Origin of the sequence: Mycobacterium sp. (assembly GCF_039583785.1) — a bacterium.
Taxonomy (GTDB): Bacteria; Actinomycetota; Actinomycetes; order Mycobacteriales; family Mycobacteriaceae; genus Mycobacterium.
Genome location: NZ_JAVKSG010000003.1, coordinates 1 through 22487, shown reverse-complemented (window position 1 = coordinate 22487; position 22487 = coordinate 1). Strand labels below are relative to the sequence as shown.

General features: G+C 66.8%; 17 protein-coding genes and 1 pseudogene. 3 read left to right on the top strand and 15 right to left on the bottom strand.

The annotated features are described in order from the left end of the window. Nucleotides 1-37: 37 nt before the first annotated feature. Entirely contained in the window at nt 38-1396 is a 1359-nt protein-coding gene (locus ABDV69_RS02865; protein ID WP_343571834.1) for a hypothetical protein, read from the bottom strand. Between the two features lie 378 nt (nt 1397-1774). Here ABDV69_RS02865 and ABDV69_RS02860 point away from each other — a divergent pair. Next, nucleotides 1775-2282 (top strand): annotated as a pseudogene (locus tag ABDV69_RS02860) (IS1634 family transposase); the annotation flags it as partial. Between the two features lie 230 nt (nt 2283-2512). Here the strand turns inward: ABDV69_RS02860 and ABDV69_RS02855 are convergent. The 3 genes from ABDV69_RS02855 to ABDV69_RS02845 all read right to left on the bottom strand — a co-directional run bounded on the left by ABDV69_RS02855 (nt 2513) and on the right by ABDV69_RS02845 (nt 7089). Further along, on the bottom strand, nt 2513-4555 hold the full coding sequence (locus tag ABDV69_RS02855; protein WP_343571833.1) for an NAD(+) synthase: 2043 nt from the start codon (nt 4553-4555) through the stop codon (nt 2513-2515). A gap of 61 nt (nt 4556-4616) precedes the next feature. Further along, nucleotides 4617-5807 (bottom strand): PPE family protein, encoded by a 1191-nt coding sequence (locus ABDV69_RS02850; protein ID WP_343571832.1) that lies wholly within the window; start codon nt 5805-5807, stop codon nt 4617-4619. Between the two features lie 67 nt (nt 5808-5874). Continuing rightward, nucleotides 5875-7089, bottom strand: coding sequence for a PPE family protein (locus ABDV69_RS02845; protein WP_343571831.1), 1215 nt, complete (start codon nt 7087-7089; stop codon nt 5875-5877). A 367-nt stretch (nt 7090-7456) separates the two neighbouring features. On the opposite strand from ABDV69_RS02845, the gene ABDV69_RS02840 reads away from it, so the two are divergent. Beyond that, nucleotides 7457-8305 carry a Sir2 family NAD-dependent protein deacetylase gene (locus ABDV69_RS02840; protein WP_343571830.1) on the top strand — a complete coding sequence of 283 codons (849 nt, stop codon included), beginning with the start codon at nt 7457-7459 and terminating at the stop codon, nt 8303-8305. On the opposite strand, the gene ABDV69_RS02835 is transcribed toward ABDV69_RS02840, so the two are convergent. Beyond that, entirely contained in the window at nt 8302-9561 is a 1260-nt protein-coding gene (locus ABDV69_RS02835; RefSeq protein ID WP_343571829.1) for a cytochrome P450, read from the bottom strand. The two genes, ABDV69_RS02840 and ABDV69_RS02835, sit on opposite strands and share 4 nt — an antisense overlap. 100 nt (nt 9562-9661) lie before the next feature. On the opposite strand from ABDV69_RS02835, the gene ABDV69_RS02830 reads away from it, so the two are divergent. Continuing rightward, a complete protein-coding gene (locus tag ABDV69_RS02830; protein WP_343571828.1) occupies nt 9662-10300 on the top strand; it encodes a TetR/AcrR family transcriptional regulator in 639 nt (212 codons plus the stop codon). Here ABDV69_RS02830 and proB read toward each other — a convergent pair. The 10 genes from proB to ABDV69_RS02780 form a co-directional block, all read right to left on the bottom strand. Beyond that, on the bottom strand, nt 10297-11403 hold the full coding sequence (proB, locus tag ABDV69_RS02825) for a glutamate 5-kinase (RefSeq protein ID WP_343571827.1): 1107 nt from the start codon (nt 11401-11403) through the stop codon (nt 10297-10299). The genes ABDV69_RS02830 and proB overlap by 4 nt on opposite strands. Further along, the gene (gene obgE / locus ABDV69_RS02820; protein ID WP_343571826.1) at nt 11396-12838 is read right to left on the bottom strand and encodes a GTPase ObgE; all 1443 of its coding nucleotides are present in this window, start codon (nt 12836-12838) and stop codon (nt 11396-11398) included. Before obgE ends, proB begins: the two co-directional genes overlap by 8 nt. Before the next feature lie 45 nt (nt 12839-12883). After that, nucleotides 12884-13150 carry a 50S ribosomal protein L27 gene (gene rpmA, locus ABDV69_RS02815; RefSeq protein ID WP_343571825.1) on the bottom strand — a complete coding sequence of 89 codons (267 nt, stop codon included), beginning with the start codon at nt 13148-13150 and terminating at the stop codon, nt 12884-12886. A 14-nt stretch (nt 13151-13164) separates the two neighbouring features. Further along, on the bottom strand, nt 13165-13476 hold the full coding sequence (rplU, locus tag ABDV69_RS02810) for a 50S ribosomal protein L21 (protein WP_343571936.1): 312 nt from the start codon (nt 13474-13476) through the stop codon (nt 13165-13167). A 183-nt stretch (nt 13477-13659) separates the two neighbouring features. After that, nucleotides 13660-16485: an Rne/Rng family ribonuclease gene (locus tag ABDV69_RS02805; protein WP_343571824.1), complete on the bottom strand. Its 2826-nt coding sequence runs from the start codon at nt 16483-16485 to the stop codon at nt 13660-13662. A gap of 302 nt (nt 16486-16787) precedes the next feature. Continuing rightward, nucleotides 16788-17210, bottom strand: a complete 423-nt coding sequence (ndk, locus tag ABDV69_RS02800; protein WP_343571823.1) for a nucleoside-diphosphate kinase — start codon at nt 17208-17210, stop codon at nt 16788-16790. Nucleotides 17211-17245: 35 nt separating this feature from the next. Then, a complete protein-coding gene (locus ABDV69_RS02795) occupies nt 17246-17707 on the bottom strand; it encodes a DUF4233 domain-containing protein (RefSeq protein WP_343571822.1) in 462 nt (153 codons plus the stop codon). Further along, nucleotides 17704-19140, bottom strand: coding sequence for a folylpolyglutamate synthase/dihydrofolate synthase family protein (locus tag ABDV69_RS02790; protein WP_343571821.1), 1437 nt, complete (start codon nt 19138-19140; stop codon nt 17704-17706). Before ABDV69_RS02790 ends, ABDV69_RS02795 begins: the two co-directional genes overlap by 4 nt. Continuing rightward, a complete protein-coding gene (locus tag ABDV69_RS02785; protein ID WP_343571820.1) occupies nt 19137-21812 on the bottom strand; it encodes a valine--tRNA ligase in 2676 nt (891 codons plus the stop codon). The genes ABDV69_RS02790 and ABDV69_RS02785 overlap by 4 nt, the downstream gene beginning before the upstream one ends. 70 nt (nt 21813-21882) lie before the next feature. Next, nucleotides 21883-22455: a DUF937 domain-containing protein gene (locus ABDV69_RS02780; protein WP_343571819.1), complete on the bottom strand. Its 573-nt coding sequence runs from the start codon at nt 22453-22455 to the stop codon at nt 21883-21885. Nucleotides 22456-22487: the final 32 nt, after the last annotated feature.

Here is a 22487-nt window from a genome sequence, read left to right as displayed (position 1 = left end):
AAATCTCTATGCCGTTTCCGCTGAACGCTGCTCAGCCCTAAGGGATAAGCGACGCCGCCAGGTCGGGGGCCCAAGAACCGAGATCCGCGGAGAGCTGGGGCGCCATCGACGCAAGGTCGGTGCCCAGGTTGGGCACGAGCGAGCTGAACTCGGCCAACAGCCCGCCGGGGTCGCCCAGCGATCCGAGCAGGTTGCCGGCGTCGGTGGTTGCAGCCGCAGCTGTGCTGGCGTCCGCCGCCGCGCTTGCGCCTTGGGGCAGCCATGTGGCGGGGTCCAGGAATCCCAGCAGACCATGATGCCCATCAGCCCCTGTGAATAGGAACTGGACCCCATTGGCGAGGCCCTGCGGCAGCGATGCAGGACCATCGGTGTACCCCGACAGGGGCTCCGCGCCGTTGTTGGCCAGAATGAATTCGTTCGGTATGAGGCCCAACGAGACGTCATGGACTAGTCCATTAATCAGGGACGGGATGCTGTAAAGCGTATCGGCGCCCCAGTAAGCGAAACTGCCCTGAATGAACGGGTCGAAGTCGTTAATGAGGTCCTGGCCGAGTTTCGCGGCGCTGGCGAATACATCGCCGATATTCGGGAGCATGATCGGGTTGTTCAGCGGACTTTCGACCGCGTTTTGCCAGATGGCCTGGAAGGTCTCCAGTAGTGGGTTGAATGGCTGGCCGTTCAGTTCCACTGGCTGGCCAGACCAGATCGCAGTGTCCTGAAATCCGGCTGGGCCCACATTGACGACGCCGTCCGGAAAAGTAGGGCTCGCGGTGCCATGTTCCCCGATGGTGTCTGTTGTTGTTACTGGGTAGGTCGAGTCAAATACGTTACCAAGATGGGTCAACCAGCCGCCGAGATAGCCCACCAAGTCGGAGCATTGAAACTCGCAGTTGACGGCGGACCCATCGATGAACGAGGATTGCCCGACAGACTGGATTGACGCGGCCAAACCTTCGGTCCACTGCAACGGCAGCACAAAGTGGAGCAGCGCGTCTACCTGTGGCCAGTTGCCGTTGTCCCAGCCCCAGGTGTTGCCTATGGATTCCATCCACCAACTGCCGGTCCCGCCCAAGGCGTAATAATCCTGCCCGTTGATGACATCCACGCCACCGTCCGCCGTGCCCGGCGGAATCCAGCCCGCCACCCCGCCGACCGAGCCCGCCGGGCCGAGGGCGTACGCGAACTCCTGCAACGCCAAGGACTCCGTGTAGGGAATGTTGACGATGTCGGCGAATATGTTGTACGGGATATTGAGCAGGCTACCGTCGCCAAAAAGACCACCGTCGCTGAAAAGGCCCGAGAGGCTACCCAGGCCGTCGCCGAGCGCAGCGCTGCCAGCGTCGACCAGACGCACATCCGCGCTCTTGATGCGAGTGAGATCCGGCGGAGACGCCACCGGGGTGACCGCGACGAGGCTGGACGCTATGAGCGCCGAGCCCCCTATGACGCACGGACGCCTAGCTACCGACATGGCGGTGGTCCCTCCTCCCGCTGCCCCAACAACCTACCCTGAGACTATCCGGGTGTACGTGAATTCGCGGAGATGACGCCCCGAGTAATGAGGAACTTTGACGGGGCCACCTAATGGCATGTCGCGCAATAACAGTGGCTACAGGTTCGAGATTATTTCGGCCCGTTGCGTGTGATCACCTGAGTTGGCCCCAGTTGGGTCGTTTTTCTGCACGAATTTTGGCTCCACTTGGGCGGTGATCCGCTGGGCGGTGGGGTCAGCGTGTCGTCGCCAATATTGGCCCCACCCGGGATGCGATTTCCACGTCAGAAAACCCTCGACGCCCAAGAAGCCCGCGCCAAACAGGTCATCGCCGGAGAGAAGAAAGCCAAGGCCACCCGGTTCGTCACCGTCGCCGGCGATCAGCGCACCCTCGATGAAGCCAGCCTCGCCCGCGCCGGTGGGCTCATCGGCCTCAAGGGCTATGTCACCAACATCGACGCCGCCCACATGTCGGCCAGCGAGGTGATCGGCAAATACCACGAACTCTGGCACGTGGAACGCTCATGCCGGATGTCCAAGACCGACCTCCAGGCCCGGCCGATCTTCCACCACGTACGCGAGTCGATCGAAGCGCACCTGAGCATCGTGTTCACCGCCCTGGCCGTCTCCCACGCCATCCAGGACAAGACCGGCCTGGCCATCGCGAACGTCGTCAAACAACTCCGCCCGCTACGCAGCGCCACCATCAGCATCAACGGCACCAGCCAGACCTTCCCACCGCAGGTCCCCGACGCCCAAGCCGACTCATCTCGGAATCGAAACGGGGCACTCACGGTCCTTGAAAACGCTAATGCAGTTAAGTATTGGGGCCCGCCGAAGGCATAGTGCCGGCCCGCGGCCGATTCCGGGCCACGGTCCGCACCGCTACCGCTGCCTGGTGTTCACCCTCGACAAGCCGATCCCGGACGGCGCCGACAGATCCAAGGCGCTACTCAAGCAGAGGGCAGGGCATGTACTGTCGCGCGGAACGCTGACCGAAGCCTCTCGCCCGGTGCGGCCCTAGTCCTCGGGAATGTCGCGCTCGATCGCGTCGAGCCAGGCCTGCGCCGACATGTCCGACGGCGCGCGCCAGTCCCCGCGCGGCGAGAGCGCGCCACCGTGGGACACCTTGGGGCCATTGGGCAAGGCCGAGCGCTTGAACTGGCTGAACGAATAGAACCGCTGCACGAAGATCTGCAGCCAGTGCCGAATCTCTTTGAGCGAGTACGACGGCCGCTTGCTCTCCGGGAAACCCGGCGGCCAGTTGCCGCTGTCGGCATCACTCCACGCATGCCATGCCAGGAACGCGACCTTCGCCGGCCGGAATCCGTAGCGCAGCACTTGATACAACGAGAAGTCCTGCAGAGCAAAGGGGCCGACTTTCGCCTCGCTGCTCTGCAGCTCTTCCTCCTCGCCGCTTGGCACGAGTTCGGGAGTGATCTCGGTGTCGAGCACCGACTGCAACACCTCCCCCACCTCCGGCGGGAACTGGTCGGAGGAGATCACCCAGCGGATCAAGTGCTGGATCAACGTTTTCGGCACACCGGCGTTGACGTTGTAGTGCGACATCTGGTCGCCCACACCGTACGTCGACCAACCCAGCCCTAATTCGGACAGATCACCGGTGCCCAGAACGATCCCGCCACGCTGATTGGCCAGCCGGAACAGGTAGTCGGTGCGCAGCCCAGCCTGGACGTTCTCGAACGTGACGTCGTACACCTTTTCGCCGCGCGAGAACGGGTGGTCCATCTCCTTGAGCATCAGCGATGCGGTCTCGGTGATGTCGATCTCGGCAAAGGTGACACCGAGCGCGCGACACAGCTCGACGGCGTTGCGTTTGGTGTGCTCGCCGGTGGCGAAGCCGGGCAGGGTGAACGCCAGAATGTCGCTGCGCGGACGGTCTTCTCGGTCCATCGCGCGTGCGGCCACGACCAGCGCGTGCGTCGAGTCCAGGCCACCGGATATTCCGATGACGACCTTGGGAAAGTTCAGGGCCCGCAACCGTTGTTCGAGTCCGGCGACCTGAATGCTGTATGCCTCGTAGCAGTCCTGCTGCAACCGTTGCGCATCGGCAGGCACAAACGGGAACCGCTCGATGTTGCGGCGCAGTCCGAGGTCTCCGACCGGTGGCTGCAGTCGAAAGGTGATCCGCCGGAACGATTCTATCGATGTCCGGTGATGGCGGCGGTTGTCGTCGAAGGTGCCCATCCGCAGTCGCTCGGAGCGAATCAGCTCGAGGTCGATGTCGGCGACACTGCGCCGCTCCCCCTTGGGGAAACGCTCCGACTCGGCGAGCAGGACACCGTTCTCCCAGATCATGGTTTGGCCGTCCCACGCCAGGTCGGTGGTCGACTCTCCTTCTCCGGCAGCGGCATACACGTAGGCGGCCAGGCACCGCTGCGACGCTGAGCGCGCCAACAGCGAGCGGTCGCCGGCACGGCCGATCGTGATCGGGCTGCCCGACAGGTTCGCCAACACCGTCGCGCCCGCCAGCGCCGCTTCGGCGCTGGGCGGAATCGGCACGAACATGTCCTCGCAGATTTCGACGTGCAGGACGAAGCCGGCCAGGTCGGACGCCGCGAACAACAGATCCGGGCCGAACGGTGCGTCCGCGCCGGCGATCCGGATGGTGCCGTGTTCGTCGTCGCCGGGCGCGATCTGGCGCCGCTCGTAAAACTCGCGGTAGGTCGGCAGATACGACTTGGGTGCGACGCCCAGCACCGCACCGCGGTGGATCACCACGGCGGTGTTGTAGATGCGGTGCCGGTGACGCAGCGGTGCACCGACCACCAGAACCGGCAGCAGGGTGCTGGAAGCCGCGACGATGTCGCGCACCGCGTCCTCGACCGCATCCAACAAGACGTCCTGCAGCAGGACGTCTTCGATGGAATAGCCGGACAACGTCAACTCCGGGAAAACAGCAAATGCCACACCGTCGTCGTGGCACTTGCGGGCCGCCCGCAACACTGAGGCGGCGTTGGCGGCAGGATCGCCGATCGCGGTGTGGTGCGTGCACGCGGCAACCCGGGCAAAGCCCTGGCTGTAGGCGTTGTAGAAGTCCATCGTCCCCTATTGTCGCCCTGCGGGTGTCATCTGGCGAATATCGGGTGTCGAAATTCGGCTTCTATCCACCGAGTGCGGGGCGCGGAATGCGGTAGGGACGAGGTCTGATCCGGAACGCGGTGTCGTCGTCGCAACGCCCGCCGCCGTGGTTGATCTGTGCCATCATCGGCAATCCGGACCGATTCAATCGCTGCGGTTGCTCGGCCCACGTCGGCAGGGCGCGGAAACCTGTCTCGGTGGCTGTGATCGGTTCCGCGACGGGGCTTTCCAGCGGCGTTGGCGCTGCCCAATTCGGCGGAGTGGACAGCCCTCCGATCGGTACCGCGCGGCCCGCGCCGGCGAGTACCGGTCCCGAAAAGCCCTGCGGTGCAATCGTTCGCACGGCCGATGCGACACCTTCCAAGGGGGCCGCCAGCTCGGGCAGAAATTTCGCCTGCGTCCCTGACTGGGCAAGGCCCTGGACGAATTGGGCCGCCTGGAAGGTTGCGTAAGTGAACTCATACCCCGGAACCAGCGGCCCGGTAATTGTATTGATGCCGCTGAAGACGGTGATGATCGACGACGGCGAGACATCGGCTGCCGAAGTGTTCGTGGCTCCGCCCGATGCGAGGCTCTGCAACTGCTGAGGCATCGTTGCCAGCAGTTGGGACAGGGCTGGCTGAGATTGATCGGCAGAAATACCGACGACCTTGGAAACCGCGGCGCCTTGCGCGGAATGTCCCGCCGAGTTCGTAGTCGACGGTGGCTGATCGAACTGCGGGAGAGTCGCCGACGACGAGGCCGAGCCGGCGTAGTTGTACATCGCCGCAGCATCTTGTGCCCACATCGCGGCGTACGCGGTTTCGGTGGCCGCGATGGCCGGCGTGTTCTGCCCGAAAAAGTTGGTCGCCACCAGCGTCGCCAACAGCGCGCGGTTGGCGGCGACCACCGTGGGTGGAACGGTTGCGGCAAACGCCGCTTCGTAGGCGGCCGCCGCCGCTCGGGCCTGGTTCGCGGCCTGCTCGACCTGCTGCCCCGTCGTGGTCACCCACGCCAGGTAGGGGGCGCTCGCGGCGGCCATCGCAGCCGATGACGCGCCGGACCAGGCGCCCGGCAGCTCGGAGAGCACCGCCGAGTAGCCGGCGGCGAACGTCTCGAGCGCAGCGGTCACATCAGCCCACGCCGCGGCCGCGGCCAACATCGGACCCGAACCCGGGCCGGCATACATCCTGGCCGAGTTGATCTCGGGCGGCAACGCCCCGAAGTCAAACATCGGCTCCCCCTCGGCAGGTGCACTCACCGGCCTTGACGGCCTGGAACAGATTCAGCCGGAACAGCGTTCAGCCGCCCACGGCGGGGCGCGGCATCTTGAAGCGGCCCGCCTGGACACGCAAGATGTTGTTGACCGTCGGACGTGACCACATGCCCGGTTGCTGGGTCATTCCGACCATCGGTGAACCGGACATGCCCCCCATCGTCACGTCCGACGTCGGAACAGCCGCGAGGTCCATCTCCGACAGCCACTGCGGCATTCGGGCCGTGCTTCCCCCCGGGATCGCCGAAGCCCACGTCTGCGGTACCGACAGCGCGCCGATCGGTTCGGCCTTGCCGACCCCGGCGAGCACCGACCGCTCCATACCCTCAGCCATCCAGGCCTGGGTGGCGGCTTTGGCGCCGCCGGCGGCCTTGCCCGCCGCTGCCTCGCCCTCCTCGGCGATCTCGGGCAGGTCCTGGGCCTGCAGAGCGGTGCGGTAGACCTGGGTGAGGAAGCTTCCGCCGCTGGTGGCCGTGCGACTGAAGGCCGCAGTCAGGTCCGCCGGACCCGTCAGGGTGTTCGCGTTGCCGAAGGCGGTGAGTATCGATGACGACGGATCGGTGGCGGCCGTCAACGACCCACTGGTCGCCAGGCTCTGCAGTTGCTTGGGAACCGACGCCAGCAACTGAGACAACGTCGACTGTGCGGTTGTCGAGCCAGAACTGCCGGCGGCCTGTGTCACGGCGGCAGCCTGAGCGGAATGCCCTGTCGCCGTGGTAGTTTCGGGTGGATTGGCGAACGGCGACAATTCGGTTGCGGTGGACGACGCCGAGGCGTAGCTGTACATCGCCTGCGCATCCTGGGCCCACATGTCGGCGTAGGCCGTTTCGGCCGCCGCGATGTGGGCGGTGTACTGGCCGAAGATATTGGCCATCACCAGCGCCGCGTACTGCGCGCGGTTGGCCGCGACCAGGGCCGGCGGCACGGTCGCGGCCAGCGTCAGCTCATACGCCGCGGCTGCCGCCCGTGCCTGACCAGCCGTCTGCTCTGCCTTCTCGGCCGCCGTCGCCATCCATTCGACATAGGGCGCGGCTGCATCGGCCATCGCTGACGCGGCGTTTCCCGACCACGATTCGCCCTGCAGGCCTGAGATCACCGCGGAGTACCCGCGCACGACCGACTCCAGTTGGCCGGCCATCGCCTGCCAGGCCGACGCGGCGGCCATAATCGGACCCGATCCCGGACCCGCATACAGTCTGCCCGAGTTGATCTCAGGCGGCAGTGCGCCAAAATCGAGCACTGGCGGTACTCCTTTGCGATCGGCCACGACGAACTACCTTCCGCGCTGAAACTAAGACGGCGCCGTTGGCAATCGCACCCAAGACGAGCCCACTCCCCGCGTTACACCGCAGTGCGAGCAAAGCCCGAGCGGCGCGATATCTAACCCCTTAGGCACCTAAAAAAGCAGGCAAATGCCGTATTGCCATCAGCGGGCCGTCGGGTTTCGGATCTCGCAGCAACATAGGTCATACAGGTAAGCGGTTGAAATCTCGGTGATCGCAAAACAGCGGGACGGACGACGCCCGCGTCAGCGCGCCAGCGGGTACTGAAACCATCTGATCCCGAGCGTCGAGAAAGTCATCGAGCCTGATCCGTACCCTCGAAGGGTGACGGCTGTGCGCGCGGAGGCTCCGGAGCTTGTCGCTGCCCTGACCGGTCGCCGCATTGCCGTGCTAACCGGAGCGGGGATGTCGACTGACTCCGGCATTCCCGACTATCGCGGGCCGGACTCGCCGCCGAGTAATCCGATGACGATTCGACAGTTCACCACCGACCCGGTGTTTCGCCAGCGGTACTGGGCCCGCAATCACATCGGCTGGCGGCACATGGACGACACCCGACCCAACGCCGGGCATCGCGCGTTGGCCGCGCTCGAGCGCGACGGTGTGGTGAGCGGTGTCATCACCCAGAACGTCGACCTGCTGCACACCAAAGCCGGCAGCCGCGACGTGATCAACCTGCACGGCACCTATGCGCACGTGGTCTGCCTGAACTGCGGCCACACCATGACCCGGGCGGCGCTCGCAGACGAGCTGGACGCGCTGAACCCGGGCTTCACCGAGCGGGTCGAGGCAGTCGGCGGGCTGGCGGTGGCGCCGGACGCCGACGCCGTCGTCGACGACACCGCCTCATTCCGCTACCTCGACTGCCCCTCGTGCGGCGGCATGCTCAAGCCCGACATCGTGTATTTCGGCGAAAGCGTCGCGAAAAATGTTGTCCAACAGGCTTTTTTGCTGATAGAGAATGCCGACGCGTTGTTGGTCGCCGGTTCGTCGTTGACGGTGTTCTCCGGCTACCGCTTCGTACGTCACGCCGCGGCCCTGGGCATGCCGATCGCCATCATCAATCGCGGGCCCACCCGCGGTGACGCGCACGCCAGCGTCAAGGTCAACGGCGGCTGCTCGGAACTGCTGACATTGTTGGCCGAGGAGCTGTCGTCCGCCGCAGACTCCTAGAACGTGCAGGCCATGCTGCGGATGCCGTGAATGAAGTTGCCGGCCAGATACACCGGCTCGCCGGCCTGGATATCCGGCAGCTGATGAAGCAGCTCACCGAAGATGGCGCGCAGCTGGGCCCTGGCCAGGTTTGCGCCCAGGCAGAAGTGCACGCCGCCGCCGCCGAAACCGACGTGCGGGTTGGGGTTGCGGCTCAGGTCGAGACGCTCCGGATGGGAGAACACATCGGTGTCGAAGTTGCCTGAGGAGTAGAACATCACGACCTTCTCGCCGGCCTGGATCGCCTGGCCGCCGATCTCGACATCCTTTGCGGCCGTGCGGCGGAACGTCATCACCGGCGACGCGAAGCGGATGAACTCCTCGACCGCTCCGCCGATGCGGTCGTCGAAATCCTCCAGCAGCCAGGCCCGCTGGTCGGGGTAGTCGGTGAGGGCCTTCACCGCGTGGCTGGTGGTCTGGCGGGCGGTGTCGTTGCCGGCGACGGCGAGCAACACGAAAAAGGCGGCGACGTCGGCGTCGGACAGTCGGTCGCCGTCCACCTCGGCGTTGACCAGGCCGCTGAACAAGTCGTCTCCGGGCTTGACGCGGCGTTCCGCGGCGAGGCCGAGGGCCACCTGATGGATGCACATCTGAGCTTCGAACAACACCTCCAGCGGCGGGCGGCCGTTGAGGTAGACCGGGTCGGCCCACGACACCATCGCATCGGCCGCGTGCGCTACCTTCTGGCGTTCGGCTTCCGGGATTCCGACCATGTCCGACAGTGTCCGAATCGGCAGCTCCTTGGCGCAGCGGTCGACGAAATCGGCACCGCTGCCGGCAGCTTTGAGTTCCTCCACGACCGTCTTGGCGTTGGCTTTGATCGAGTCCTCGATGCGGCGGACCTGCCGCGGGGTGAAGGCGGCGCTGACGAGTTTGCGCAAAAAGGTGTGCCGCGGCGGGTCCATTGCCAGGAAGGACTGCGACGCCTCGAGCAACTCCGCGGGCACGTTCTCGAACAGCACGCCCTTGCCCGACAGGAACGTCTCGTTGTCGCGGCTGATCGCGACGATGTCGTCGCGGCGGGTGACCGCCCAATACCCGGGGTCGTCGGGGTCAGACATCAGCGCGTCTTCCACCGGCGGATGCCAACTCACCGGGCGAGCGGCCCGCAATTCCGCGAACGACTGCTCACGCTGCTGCGCACTGGTCGACCAGAACGCCCGCGATGACAGGTCGACGGGATCGTAGGGGCGCGGGGTGGCAGCCGTCGCGGTCATGGGCGACTCCTCCATCGGCGATGACGCCGGTCACAGTTTCTCCAACACCGGAGACACTAGAAGTAGACAGAGTGTCTAGTCAAGGTGTCATACTGCTGGCATGCCGTCCGTCACGCGTAAGCCACAGGCCAACCGCCAGGAACGACGTGAGCAGATCGAACGCCGGCTCCTCGACGCCACCGAACGACTGATGCGCGACGGTGCGAGCTTCACCGAACTCAGTGTGGACCGGCTGTCAGGCGAAGCCGGCATGTCGCGGGCCAATTTCTACATCTACTTCGAAGACAAGGGCGACTTACTGCGACGGTTGGCCGGCCAGGTGTTCGGCGAGCTGGCCGACAGCGCCGAACTCTGGTGGAGCGTGGCGTGGCGGCATAATCCCGACGACCTCCGCGCCGCGATGGCCGGCATCATCGCCAGCTACCGGCGGCATCAACCGGTGCTGGTCGCACTCAACGAAATGGCCGGCTACGACGCAGCGGTCGAGGCGATCTATCGGGAGCTGCTCGCCGGCATCTCCGGCCGGCTCACGCAGGTGATCGAGGACGGCCAGGCGGACGGCTCGATTCGCCCCGAGCTTCCCGCGGCCACCACGGCCAGCGCGCTCAGCTGGATGGTCGAACGGGCGTGTCAGCAGAACCTGCCGAACAGCCCGCCCGAATACGACGCCGAACTCACCACCAGCTTAACCGAAATTGCTTGGGGTGCATTGTATCTAGCAAAAATACCGAAGAGCTAGACGGCCACCAGATCGTCGGCGTGCACCGCGGGCCGACGTAGCTCGGCGGGCAGGTCCGAGGTCGACCGACCGATCATGGTGGCCAGTTCCGCGGCGTCATAGGCGACCACGCCGCGCGCAACCAAAGCCTCGTCGGGTCCGTTCAGGTCGACGACGTCACCGCCGTGAAAACGGCCCGCCAGCGCGGTGATACCCGCGGGTAGGAGCGAACGGCGTTGGCCCAGAACGGCACTCACCGCACCGTCGTCCAGGGCGAGCGAGCCGGCCGATTCCGCGGCGTAGCGCACCCAAAACCTACGCGCCGACATGCGATTGGGCCGCGGGGCGAATACCGTTCCCACCGACGCGTCCGCCAGCGCGGCCTCGGCGTTGGCCGCGGCCGCCAGCAGCACCGGGACGCCGGCGTCGGCGGCCAGCAGTGCCGAGGACAGCTTGGACGCCATGCCGCCGGTGCCCAGATGGCTGCCCTGGCCGGCGATCACGCCGTCCAGGCCGTCGGGTCCGGAAACCTCGGAGATGAAATGACTTTCGCCGGATTTTCGCGGATCGGAGTCGTACAGGCCGTCGATGTCGCTGAGCAGTATCAGCGCGTCGGCGCCGACCAGATGCGCGACCAGCGCGGAGAGCCGGTCGTTGTCGCCGAACCGGATCTCGTTGGTGGCCACGGTGTCGTTCTCGTTGACGATCGCCACCGCGTGCAGTGCCCGCAGCCGGTCGAGCGTGCGCTGAGCGTTGTTGTGCTGCACCCGCATCGAGACGTCGTGCGCGGTGAGCAACACCTGACCGACGCTGCGCTGGTAGCGAGCGAACGCGGCGCTCCACGCATTGACCAGTGCGACCTGGCCGACGCTGGCCGCGGCCTGCTTGGTGGCCAGGTCGGTGGGCCGCTTGCTCAGTCCCAGTGGCTCGATGCCCGCGGCGATGGCGCCCGAGGACACGATGACGACATCGGAGCCGGCCTTCATCCGCGCCTCGATGGCGTCGACGAGCCCGGCCAGTCGGCTGGCGTCGAACATGCCGGTCGGGGTGGTCAGTGCGGTGGTGCCGACCTTGACGACGACGCTGCGTGCGGTCCGAACCGCTTCGCGGGCAGGGCTATTCATCGCCATGTTCGCGGCGTTGACGTCGCGCCGCCTTACGCTCGTCGGCGCCGATGCGCTCGCTGCTGTCCAGTCGGGTGTCGGTACCGCGCCGGGTCATCAGGGTGTCGACGCCGGCGGGTGTCTGCGGCTCCCAGTCGAACGTCACGTCACCGATCGTGACCGCGCAGCCCGGGCGCGCCCCCAGCTTCATCAGCTCGTCCTCGACGCCGAGGCGGGCCAGCCGGTCGCCGAGATAGCCGACCGCTTCGTCGTTGTCGAAGCTAGTCTGGGCGACCCAGCGTTCCGGCCGGCGGCCGCAGACCACGAACCCGCCCTGGCCGTCGGATTCCACGCTGAAGCCGGACTCGTCGACCGGCACCGGGCGGAGCACCGGCCGCCGCGGCACCAGCACCGGCTGGGCGGCCTGATACGCCGCGACCATGTCAGCCAATCCGAAGATCAACGGCTGCAAACCATCTCGGGCTACGGTCGACACGATGAACACCGGCCAGCCCCGTTCGGCGATCTCGTCGCGGACGAACTCGGCCATTTCGCGGGCTTCCGGCACGTCGATCTTGTTGAGCACCACCGCCCGTGGGCGTTCCATGAGATCACCCAGCGTCGAATCTCCCTGCAGCGTAGGCGTGTAGGCGGCCAGTTCGGCTTCCAGGGCTTCGATGTCGGAGATCGGGTCGCGGCCGGGTTCCGCAGTCGCACAGTCCACCACGTGTACCAGCACCGCACAGCGCTCGATGTGGCGCAGGAAATCCAGGCCGAGGCCCCGGCCTTGCGACGCACCCGGGATCAGGCCCGGCACGTCGGCGACGGTGTAGGTGCGCTCCCCCGCCGACACCACTCCGAGATTGGGGACCAGCGTGGTGAACGGATAGTCGGCGATCTTCGGCTTGGCCGCCGAGATCGTCGACACCAGCGAGGATTTGCCGGCCGACGGAAAGCCGACCAGCCCGACGTCGGCGACGGTCTTGAGTTCCAGCGTGAAGTCGCGGGCTTCGCCCTTCTCGCCCAGCAGAGCGAACCCGGGCGCCTTGCGGGCCCGCGACGCCAGCGCGGCGTTGCCCAGCCCACCGCGACCACCGGCGGCGGCTTCGAAGCGAGTCCCGGCGCCGACCAGATCGGCGAGCATCCGGCCGTCCTCGTCGACCACGATGGTGCCGTCGGGAACCTTGATCTCGAGATCGGGGGCGGCGGCGCCGGCGCGGTTACCGCCCATGCCCTGCTTGCCCGATGCGGCGACCACATGCGGGTGGAAGTGAAAGTCGAGCAGTGTGTGCACCTGCGGGTCGACCACCAGCACGATGCTGCCGCCGCGGCCGCCATTGCCGCCGTCGGGGCCGCCGAGCGGCTTGAATTTCTCGCGGTGCACCGAGGCGCAGCCGTTACCGCCGGAGCCGGCCCGCGCGTGGATGACGACGCGGTCGACAAACCGGGGAGCCATCGGAATTCCTCTAACTCGCAGGGCGTGCAGCCACGCCCGCGATGCTCAGTCGGTCGAAGAGGCGGCCGAGACGATGTTGACCGTCTTGCGCCCGCGCTTGACACCGAACTCGACGGAGCCGGCCGCCTTGGCGAACAGCGTGTCGTCGCCGCCGCGGCCGACGTTGACGCCGGGGTGGAAGTGCGTGCCGCGCTGGCGGACCAGGATCTCGCCGGCCTTGACCAGTTGGCCGCCGAATCGCTTCACACCGAGCCGCTGGGCGTTGGAGTCGCGGCCGTTACGTGAGCTGGAAGCGCCCTTTTTGTGTGCCATGTCTGTCGCCTCTGCTACTTGATTCCGGTGACCTTCAGGACCGTCAGCTGCTGACGGTGACCCTGACGCTTGTGGTAGCCGGTCTTGTTCTTGAACTTGTGGATGCGGATCTTGGGGCCCTTGGTGTGCTCGAGCACCTCGCCGGTGACGGCGACCTTGGACAGGGCGGCGGCGTCGGCGGTGACGGTGGCACCGTCGACGACCAGCGCGACCGGCAGCGACACCTTGGCGCCAGGCTCGGAGTCGAGCTTCTCGACCTTGACGACGTCACCAACGGCAACTTTGTACTGCTTACCGCCGGTCTTGACGATTGCGTAGGTCGCCATGGTTACGTCTACCTCTTCTTCTTCGGGTCCTTCGGGGCCGCGCGCCATCAACGATGCGCGAGCTGGTCTGGGAGTGTCGGCCAAAACCCTCCTCAGCGGGCCTGACGACAACTGGTCAAGGGTACGTGACCAGCGGCTACAGGGTCAAACCGGCCGGACAGTCGGCATGCAGGGCCATCAGCTTCAGTGTGTCGGCGGACCCGCGGGCCGGGCCGCTGCCCGACGACGACGAGGCCGCTCCAATGTCGCCGCGGCGCGCTGGTCGTCGTCCCCGGACTCGGACTCGTCGGCAAAGTTGTCGTCTTCGTCTTCGTCTTCGTCGTCGTCGTCTTCGTCTTCGTCGTCTTCGTCGTCTTCGTCGTCGTCGTCGTCGTCTTCGTCGAGGTCGTCGTCATCGTCGTCGAGGTCGTCGTCGTCGTCAGACTCGTCGTCGTCGGTGTCATCGTCGTCGTCGAAGTCGTCGTCGAGGTCGTCTTCCGCCGTCTCCCCCGCGGCCTGCTTCTGCAGCTGCTCGTCGGCCTCGGCGTCGCCCTGGTCCCGCTCGCCTGGCAGGTGCTCGGCGTCCTCGGCCGCGGAGTCGTCGTCTGGGTGCCCGCCGTTGGCCGCGGCCATCGCCTTGAACATCGGATGCTCACCGGGCGCGTGCGCGGGCACGGTGGAGACGACCTGCTCTTCGACCTTGCCCTTCTTGGACCGTCGACCGCGCCGACCACCGGACTCAGAGGACTTGCGACCGGTCGCCGGCGCCGAGTCGACGGGGTCGGCGTGCAACATGATGCCGCGGCCGCTGCAGTGCGGACACGTGGTGGAGAAGGCCTCGATGAGCCCGGTCCCCAGCTTCTTGCGGGTCAGCTGCACCAGCCCCAGCGAGGTCACTTCGGAGATCTGGTGGCGGGTGCGGTCGCGGCCCAGCGCCTCGGTCAGCCGCCGCAACACCAGGTCGCGGTTGGATTCGAGCACCATGTCGATGAAGTCGATGACCACGATGCCGCCGATGTCGCGCAGCCGCAGCTGGCGCACCGTCTCTTCGGCCGCCTCGAGGTTGTTCTTGGTGACGGTCTGCTCGAGGTTGCCGCCGGAGCCGGTGAACTTTCCGGTGTTGACGTCGACGATCGTCATCGCCTCGGTCCGATCGATGACCAACGTGCCGCCGGACGGCAGCCACACCTTGCGGTCCATCGCCTTGGCCAGTTGCTCGTCGATCCGGTGCACCGCGAACACGTCGGGGGCCGTCCCTCCCCCGGAGGACTCAGCCGGCTGGTACTTGTCGAGCTTCGGAACCAGTTCGGGCGCAACCGAACTCACGTACTCGTTGATGGTGGACCAGGCGTCCTCGCCGGAGACGATCAGCTTGGCGAAGTCTTCGTTGAACAGGTCGCGGATGACCTTGACCAGGACGTCGGGCTCTTCGTAGAGCGCGACGGCGGCGCCGGCCGCTTTCTCCTTGGTCGTCTTCGCCCGCTCCGCGATCTCGGTCCACCGCTCCTGCAGCCGGTTGACGTCGGCGCGGATGTCGTCGGATTTGACTCCCTCGGAAGCGGTCCGGATGATCACACCCGCGTCCGACGGGACGACCTCTTTCAGGATCTCCTTGAGCCGCTGGCGTTCGGTGTCGGGCAGCTTGCGGCTGATCCCGGTTGACGAGGCACCCGGCACGTACACCAGGTATCGGCCGGCCAGCGACACCTGCGTGGTCAGCCGGGCGCCCTTGTGGCCCACTGGATCCTTGCTGACCTGCACGACGACGTAGTCGCCGGGCTTGAGCGCCTGCTCGATCTTGCGGTTGGACCCGCCCAGGCCAGCGGCCTCCCAGTTCACCTCGCCGGCGTAGAGCACGCCGTTGCGGCCGCGGCCGATGTCGACGAACGCCGCTTCCATCGACGGCAGCACGTTCTGCACGATGCCCAGGTAGATGTTGCCCACCAAGGAGGCAGAAGCCGCCGAGGTGACGAAGTGTTCGACGACGATGCCGTCCTCGAGAACCGCGATCTGGGTGTAGCGGCTGCCGGGGTGCGGCGGCTCGGTGCGGACCGTGTCGCGGACGACCATCACCCGGTCGACCGCCTCGCGGCGGGCCAGGAACTCGGCCTCGGTCAGGACCGGTGGGCGGCGTCGTCCGGCGTCGCGGCCGTCGCGGCGGCGCTGCCGTTTGGCCTCCAGCCGGGTCGAGCCCTCGATGCCCTGGATCTCGTTGCTGCCGGAGCCGGATTTGTTCTTGGCGCGGGGTGCCCGCTCGTGCACCACGGTGTTCGGCGGGTCGTCCGGCGACGAGTTGTCCTCGGAGTCGTCACCGGAGCCGGATTTGCGGCGACGGCGGCGACGGCGACGTTTGGTGGCGCCCTCGCCCGAGCCGTTGTCGTCGTCGCCCGCGTCGGGGTCGTCGGTGTCGTCATCGGAGTCGTCGTCCGAGTCGTCATCGGAGTCGGTCGGCTGGTCGGATTTGCCTCCGTCGCCGTTGTCGGATCCGTTCTGCTCGCCGCGGCCGCGGCCCCGGCCGCGACGCCCGCGGCGGCGACGGCGGTTGGCCGGGCGATCACCCTGGTCGTCATCGCCGTCACCGTCGAAGTCGTCGTCATCGTCGTCGGACTCATCGGACTCGCCGGATTCGTCGGATTCGTCGGATTTGCCGGGGACCTCGACCCGCCCCACCGGTTGCGGCGCGACGAACAGCGGCAAGTACTCGGGCCGCTCGACCGGTGCGGTGTCCAGCATCAGCCGCGACTCGGGTTCCTCCGCCTCGCCGGTCGGGTCCGCCTCGACCGCGCCGAGGGGTGCACCGACCGGAGCCGGCGCATCGGCCAGCAGGTCGCGAACGCGGACCGCATCGACTCGTTCCACGGTGGAGTGGGCGCTGCGGATCCGCCCGTCGAGCTCATTCAGCGCGTCGAGAACCCGCCTGCTGGTGGTTCCCAGCACTCGCGCCAGGGAGTGCACCCTCAGCCGATCTGGCAGCTCCTCATGCTGCGACGAGTTCTCCGGAACTTCTGAAATTGGGCCACCGTCTGTCACGTAGTCTCCTCTAGCCCCCGGGCGCGTCTTTTCGACGCGGCCACGCGAGGGCTTCGCTATGTACCCGGGTCACTTCCTCCCGGGCTTGTGATGGTCTTGCCCCGAGCAGTTCGGGTCGAACACACTCGGTGCCGGTCTGAATGATGGCTGGACAGCCGCGCCGCGATTCGCGGTGGTCGCGCGTGCCGAAGTCTTCATCCGGGCGTCTGTCGACGTTCGGCGAGCCGGTCCGGCGACGTTCACCCGTCCGCCATTATCCCATACCGATGTGCCGGGTCGGACCAAGTGCACCGACCCGTTATCTAAACCTTGTCGAACCAGAGCGCGATCTCGCGCTCCGCGGATTCCGGCGAATCCGACCCGTGCACCAAGTTGTACTGCGTTTCGAGGCCGAAATCGCCGCGGATGGTGCCGGGCAGGGCGGTGGCGACCGGGTCGGTCCCGCCCGCGAGCTGCCGGATCGCGGCGATAGCCCGCGGGCCTTCGACAATTGCCGCAACCAGCGGCGATGATGTGATGAACTCCACCAGAGAGCCGAAGAACGGTTTGCCGTCGTGCTCGGCGTAGTGGCTTTTGGCCAGCTCCTGGCTGACGGTCCGCAGTTCCAGCGCGGCTAAGTTCAGGCCCTTGCGCTCGACGCGGCCGAGGATCTCGCCGATCAGGCGACGCTCGACCCCGTCGGGCTTGATCAGCAGGAGTGTCCGCTCATTACCGGCGCTCGTCACGGCGCACAGCGTAGCCGATCAATCCGGGTAGCCGATCAATCCGGCGGCCCGTGCTGACCGGGGAGCAGGCCCAGCCGCTCCCGACGCAGAACCTCCCGACGCACGTAGACGATCAGCCCCCACACCCCGGCAAAGACCAGTCCGATGACACCGACACCCGGGTAGACGGCGAAGCCCGCGATCGGAATCAGCTGCACGCCGAGGTCGGCCCAGATGGCCCACGACCGGCCCTGCAGCCCTGTCAGCACGATCAGGACCGCGGCCAAACCCAGCAGGAATGTCAAAGCACCGGCGCTCAGGCCACCGCCGACGGCGCCGACCACCGGCAGCGCCAGCAGCACCACGATCGCCTCGAGGATCAGCGTGCCCGCGGTGACACCGCGAAAGCTCTTCCACGGATCGGGCTTTGGCGCCCCGGCCGATTCGGCGGGCGTGTGCTCACGACGCCACTCCTCGAACCCGGCTACGCCGGCTTCATCGTCGTCGGCGGGCGTCACGCGGGATCACGACCGAACAGCGTGCGAGCGGCGCCCGCGGTCACGACGGAGCCGGTGATGACGATGCCGGTTCCGGAGAACGACCCACCCTCGGCGTCGGCCTCGTCGACCAGCGCGGTGGCGGTGTCGATGGCATCGCGCAGATTCTCGGCGGTGTCCACCCGGTCCGGGCCGAAGCACTGCTGCGCGCTGAGCGCCAGCGCCTCGACATCGAGTGCACGCGGAGATCCGTTGTGGGTGACCACGATTCGATCGAACACCGGCTCGAGCGCGGCCAGGATACCGCCGACGTCCTTGTCCCCCAGCACGCTGAGAACCCCGACCAGGAACCGGAAGTCGAACTCCTCGGCCAGCGTCTGCGCCAGCGCGGCCGCACCCGCCGGGTTGTGCGCTGCGTCGACGAACACCGTCGGTTTGCTGCGCATCCGCTCCAGCCGGCCGGGGCTACTGACCGCGGCGAATCCGGCTCGCACGGCGTCGATATCGAGTTGACGTTGGGCACCGGCCCCGAAGAACGCCTCGACAGCGGCCAGCGCGATCGCCGCGTTGTGCGCCTGATGTTCGCCGTGCAAGGGCAGGAACACATCGGAGTACACCCCGCCGAGGCCCCGCAACTCCAGCAGCTGGCCGCCGATCGCGACCTGGCGGCTTAGCACCGCGAACTCCGAATCTTCCCGCGCGACAGCGGCATCGGCACGAACCGTCTGCGCCAGCAGCACTTCCATCGCCTCGGGCACCTGACGTCCGATCACCGCGACGGTGTCCGGAGCGCCGTCTTCGGCCCGGTGGATGATGCCGGCCTTCTCGCCGGCGATGCCGGCGATCGTGTCGCCGAGGTACTCCACGTGGTCCATGCTGATCGGGGTGATCACCGCGACCGGGGCGCCGACCACGTTGGTGGCGTCCCAGCGCCCGCCCAACCCCACTTCGACGACCGCGACCTCGATCGGCGCATCGGCGAAGGCCGCGAACGCCATCGCGGTGAGCACCTCGAACTTGCTCAGGCGCGGGCCGCCGTTGGCTTCCGACTGCTGGTCGATCATCTGAATGAACGGCTCGAGTTCGGTGTAGGTCTGCACGTATGTCGCCGGGCTGATCGGCTTTCCGTCGACCGCGATGCGCTCGACCGCCGACTGCAGGTGCGGGCTGGTGGTGCGCCCGGTGCGTCGCTGCAGGGCGGTCAGCAACGCATCGACCATGCGGGCAACCGAGGTTTTGCCGTTGGTTCCGGTGATGTGGATCGACGGGTAGCTGCGTTGCGGCGACCCGAGCACATCCATCAGCGCCGAGATGCGGTCCAGGCTGGGCTCGATCTTGGTTTCGGGCCAGCGCTGGTCGAGCAGATGCTCGACCTGAAGCAGTGCCGCGATCTCATCCGGGGTAGGAACCACCTCGGCGGGCTCTGCGTCGTCGGGTTCGGGCGTGGGAGTCACTGCAGCCCGGCCAACCTGGCGGTGATCCGCTCGGCTTCCTCGCGCGCCGCGCGCTGCCGCTCGCGTTGCTTCTCGACGACCGCTCCCGGGGCTTTGGCCATGAACTCGACGTCACCCAATTTCGTTGTAGTCGAATCTATTTCCTTCTGCGCGGCGGCCAGATCCTTCTCCAGGCGACGACGCTCGGCGGCCACGTCGATGCTGCCGGAGGTGTCGAGTTCGACGACGACGATGCCGCCCGTGACTCCGACCTCCAGCGACGCCGACGGGGTGAACTCGGCCGCGGGCCCGCTCAGCCAGGCCAGCGATGTGACGGCACCGATCTGGGTGCTCAGGTCCACGGTGTCGATGCCCGACAGCCGCGCGGGCACTTTCTGCCGATCGGCCAGTCCCTGGTCGCTGCGGAACCGGCGGATCTCGGTGACCAGCTTCTGCATGTCGGTGATCCGTTGCACGGCAGCGGTATCCAGTGCGATATCCGACGACGGCGGCCATGCTGCGATCACGATGGACTCGCCGCCGGTCAGGGTCTTCCACAGCGTCTCGGTGACGAACGGAATGACCGGGTGCAGCAGCTTGAGCAGCGCGTCGAGCACGAAGGCCAGCACCGCGGTGGTGTGCACGACCGAGGGGTCATCGGGGGTCGACAGCTGCACCTTGGCCAGTTCGAGGTACCAGTCGCAGAACTCGTCCCAGGCGAAGTGATACAGCGATTCACAGGCACGGCCGAACTCGTATGCATCGAACGCCGAATCCACCTCGGCCCGAACCTCTTCGAGCCGACCGAGAATCCAGCGATCGGCATCGGTGAGCTCACCGAGGCCCGGCAGGGGTGCCGGTGCGGCGCCGTTCATCAGCGCGAAGCGGGTGGCGTTGAACAGCTTGGTCGCGAAGTTGCGCGAGGCCCGCACGGCATCCTCGCCGACGGCCAAGTCGCCCCCGGGGTTCGCACCACGGGCCAGCGTGAACCGCAGCGCGTCGGCCCCGTACGCCTCCAGCAACTCCAGGGGGTCGACAACGTTGCCTTTGGATTTGCTCATCTTGCGACCGAACTCGTCACGGATCAGGCCGTGCAGAAAGACGTCGGTGAACGGCACCTGCGGGCCCCGCGCCCCGGCGAGCGTGATCACCTCGTCGCCGCCGACGAAGGTGCCGAACATGACCATTCGCGCCACCCAGAAGAACAGGATGTCGTAGCCGGTCACCAGAACACTTGTTGGATAGAACTTTTCGATCTCGACGGTGCGGTCGGGCCAGCCCAGGGTGGAGAACGGCCACAGCGCCGACGAAAACCAGGTGTCGAGCACGTCGGAGTCCTGCTCCCAGCCCTGCGGCGGAGTCTCGTCGGGTCCGACGCAGACCTTCTGGCCGTCCGGCCCGTGCCAGACCGGGATCCGGTGGCCCCACCACAGTTGGCGCGAGATACACCAATCGCGCATGTCGTCAACCCAGCCGAACCAGCGCGGCTCGAGACTCTTCGGGTGAATCACTATGCGGCCGTTGCGGACTGCGTCACCTGCGGCCTTGGCCAACGGGTCGACTTTGACCCACCACTGCAGCGACAACCGGGGCTCGATCGGCTCACCGCTGCGCTCGGAGTGCCCGACGCTGTGCAGGTATGGACGCTTCTCGGCGACGATGCGCCCCTGCGCGGCCAGCGCCTCGCGGATTTTCACCCGAGCCTCGAAGCGGTCCTGGCCGTCGAATTCCGTTCCGGTGTAGGCGATCCGGCCCCTGGTGTCGAGCATCGTGGGCATCGGCAGCTGATGCCGCAGCCCGATCTCGAAGTCGTTGGGGTCGTGGGCAGGGGTGACTTTGACTGCGCCGGTGCCGAATTCGGGGTCCACGTGCCCGTCGGCGACGATCACGATGTCGCGATCGATGAACGGGTGCGGCAATGTCTGGCCGACCAGGTGTCGGTAACGGTCGTCGTCGGGATGCACGGCGATTGCGGTGTCGCCCAGCATCGTCTCGAGCCGGGTGGTGGCGACCACGATGTGCGGCTCGTCGTCGTTCATCGAGCCGTAGCGGAACGACACCAGCTCGCCCTCGACGTCCTCGTAGTTGACCTCGATGTCGGAAATGGCCGTCTCGAGCACCGGTGACCAGTTGACCAGTCGCTCGGCCTGGTAGATCAGGCCGGCGTCGTACAGTTGCTTGAAGATGGTGCGGACCGCCCGCGACAGCCCGTCGTCCATGGTGAAGCGATCCCGGCTCCAGTCGACGCCGTCACCGAGGCGTCGCATCTGGCCGCTGATGGCGCCGCCGGACTCCCGCTTCCAGTCCCAGACCTTGTCGACGAAGAATTCCCGGCCGAGGTCCTCTTTGGTCGTGCCGTCGACGGCGAGCTGCTTTTCCACCACGCTCTGGGTGGCGATACCGGCGTGGTCCATGCCCGGCTGCCACAGCACCTCGTAGCCCTGCATCCGCTTGCGGCGGGTCAGGGCATCCATCATCGTGTGCTCGAGCGCGTGGCCCATGTGCAGGCTGCCGGTGACGTTGGGCGGCGGCAACACGATGGAGTACGCCGGATTGCCGCTGTTCGGATCCGCGGTGAAATAACCGGCATCCACCCAACGCTGATAGATCGCGCTTTCTACCGCGCCCGGATCCCACGCCTTGGGCAGGTCGTCTGCCCGCGAGTCAACGGCGCGTTCTGGGCTTGTGGTCACGCGTCAAGTCTAGAAAGCACCGCCGCACGCGACGCACACCGCCCATCGCGGGCGGCCCAACGAGGTGGGCCTACTTCTTGCCGAACAGTCCGCCGAGGATGTCGCCCGCCTTGGCGCCCAGCGCGTTGCCGAGCACGGTGCCCAGCGACTTGTTGCCGCCGGCCATCCCGCCGAGGATGCTGCCGAGCACGTCGTTGAGCGCGCCACCGGAGGACGCCTCCTGCTTGGCCGGTTCACTCTTCTGGCCCATCTGCTTACCGATGTAGGCGAGCACGATCGGCGCCAGGATCGGCAGCAACTGCTTGAGCAGGTCGCTGTTGCCCGCGCCGCCACCGGCCAGCGCGTTGGCGACCTGCGTCACGTCATTGCCGCCGAAGATCTTCGCGATGGCCTGCTGGCCCTCGGCCTCGTTGAGGAGGTCGAGGCTCACGCCAGCGTCGAGCAGACCGCTCGCGGCGTGGTTGTCGGCCGCGGACTCGATGCTGCTGGCGCGCTCGGGGTCTTGCGCGTTCTCGTGCAGTCCGCCGACGAGCACCGGCACCAGCAGTTGCACCGCCTTATTGACTTCGGCTTCGTCGACACCGATCTTGCGGGCGATGTCACTGGTGGGAATCTGAGACAGCAGATCTTCAAGGCCAGACATGGACCCGTCCACCTAACGTTGCTGGGATGGTG

Excerpts from the sequence above, each read along its gene's own strand:
- ABDV69_RS02855 (WP_343571833.1), bottom strand. The coding sequence starts at position 4,555 with ATGGACTTCTACAACGCCTACAGCCAGGGCTTTGCCCGGGTTGCCGCG.
- ABDV69_RS02850 (WP_343571832.1), bottom strand. The coding sequence starts at position 5,807 with ATGTTTGACTTCGGGGCGTTGCCGCCCGAGATCAACTCGGCCAGGATG.
- ABDV69_RS02835 (WP_343571829.1), bottom strand. The coding sequence starts at position 9,561 with ATGACCGCGACGGCTGCCACCCCGCGCCCCTACGATCCCGTCGACCTG.
- ABDV69_RS02830 (WP_343571828.1), top strand. The coding sequence starts at position 9,662 with ATGCCGTCCGTCACGCGTAAGCCACAGGCCAACCGCCAGGAACGACGT.
- proB (WP_343571827.1), bottom strand. The coding sequence starts at position 11,403 with ATGAATAGCCCTGCCCGCGAAGCGGTTCGGACCGCACGCAGCGTCGTC.
- obgE (WP_343571826.1), bottom strand. The coding sequence starts at position 12,838 with ATGGCTCCCCGGTTTGTCGACCGCGTCGTCATCCACGCGCGGGCCGGC.
- rpmA (WP_343571825.1), bottom strand. The coding sequence starts at position 13,150 with ATGGCACACAAAAAGGGCGCTTCCAGCTCACGTAACGGCCGCGACTCC.
- rplU (WP_343571936.1), bottom strand. The coding sequence starts at position 13,476 with ATGGCGACCTACGCAATCGTCAAGACCGGCGGTAAGCAGTACAAAGTT.
- ABDV69_RS02780 (WP_343571819.1), bottom strand. The coding sequence starts at position 22,455 with ATGTCTGGCCTTGAAGATCTGCTGTCTCAGATTCCCACCAGTGACATC.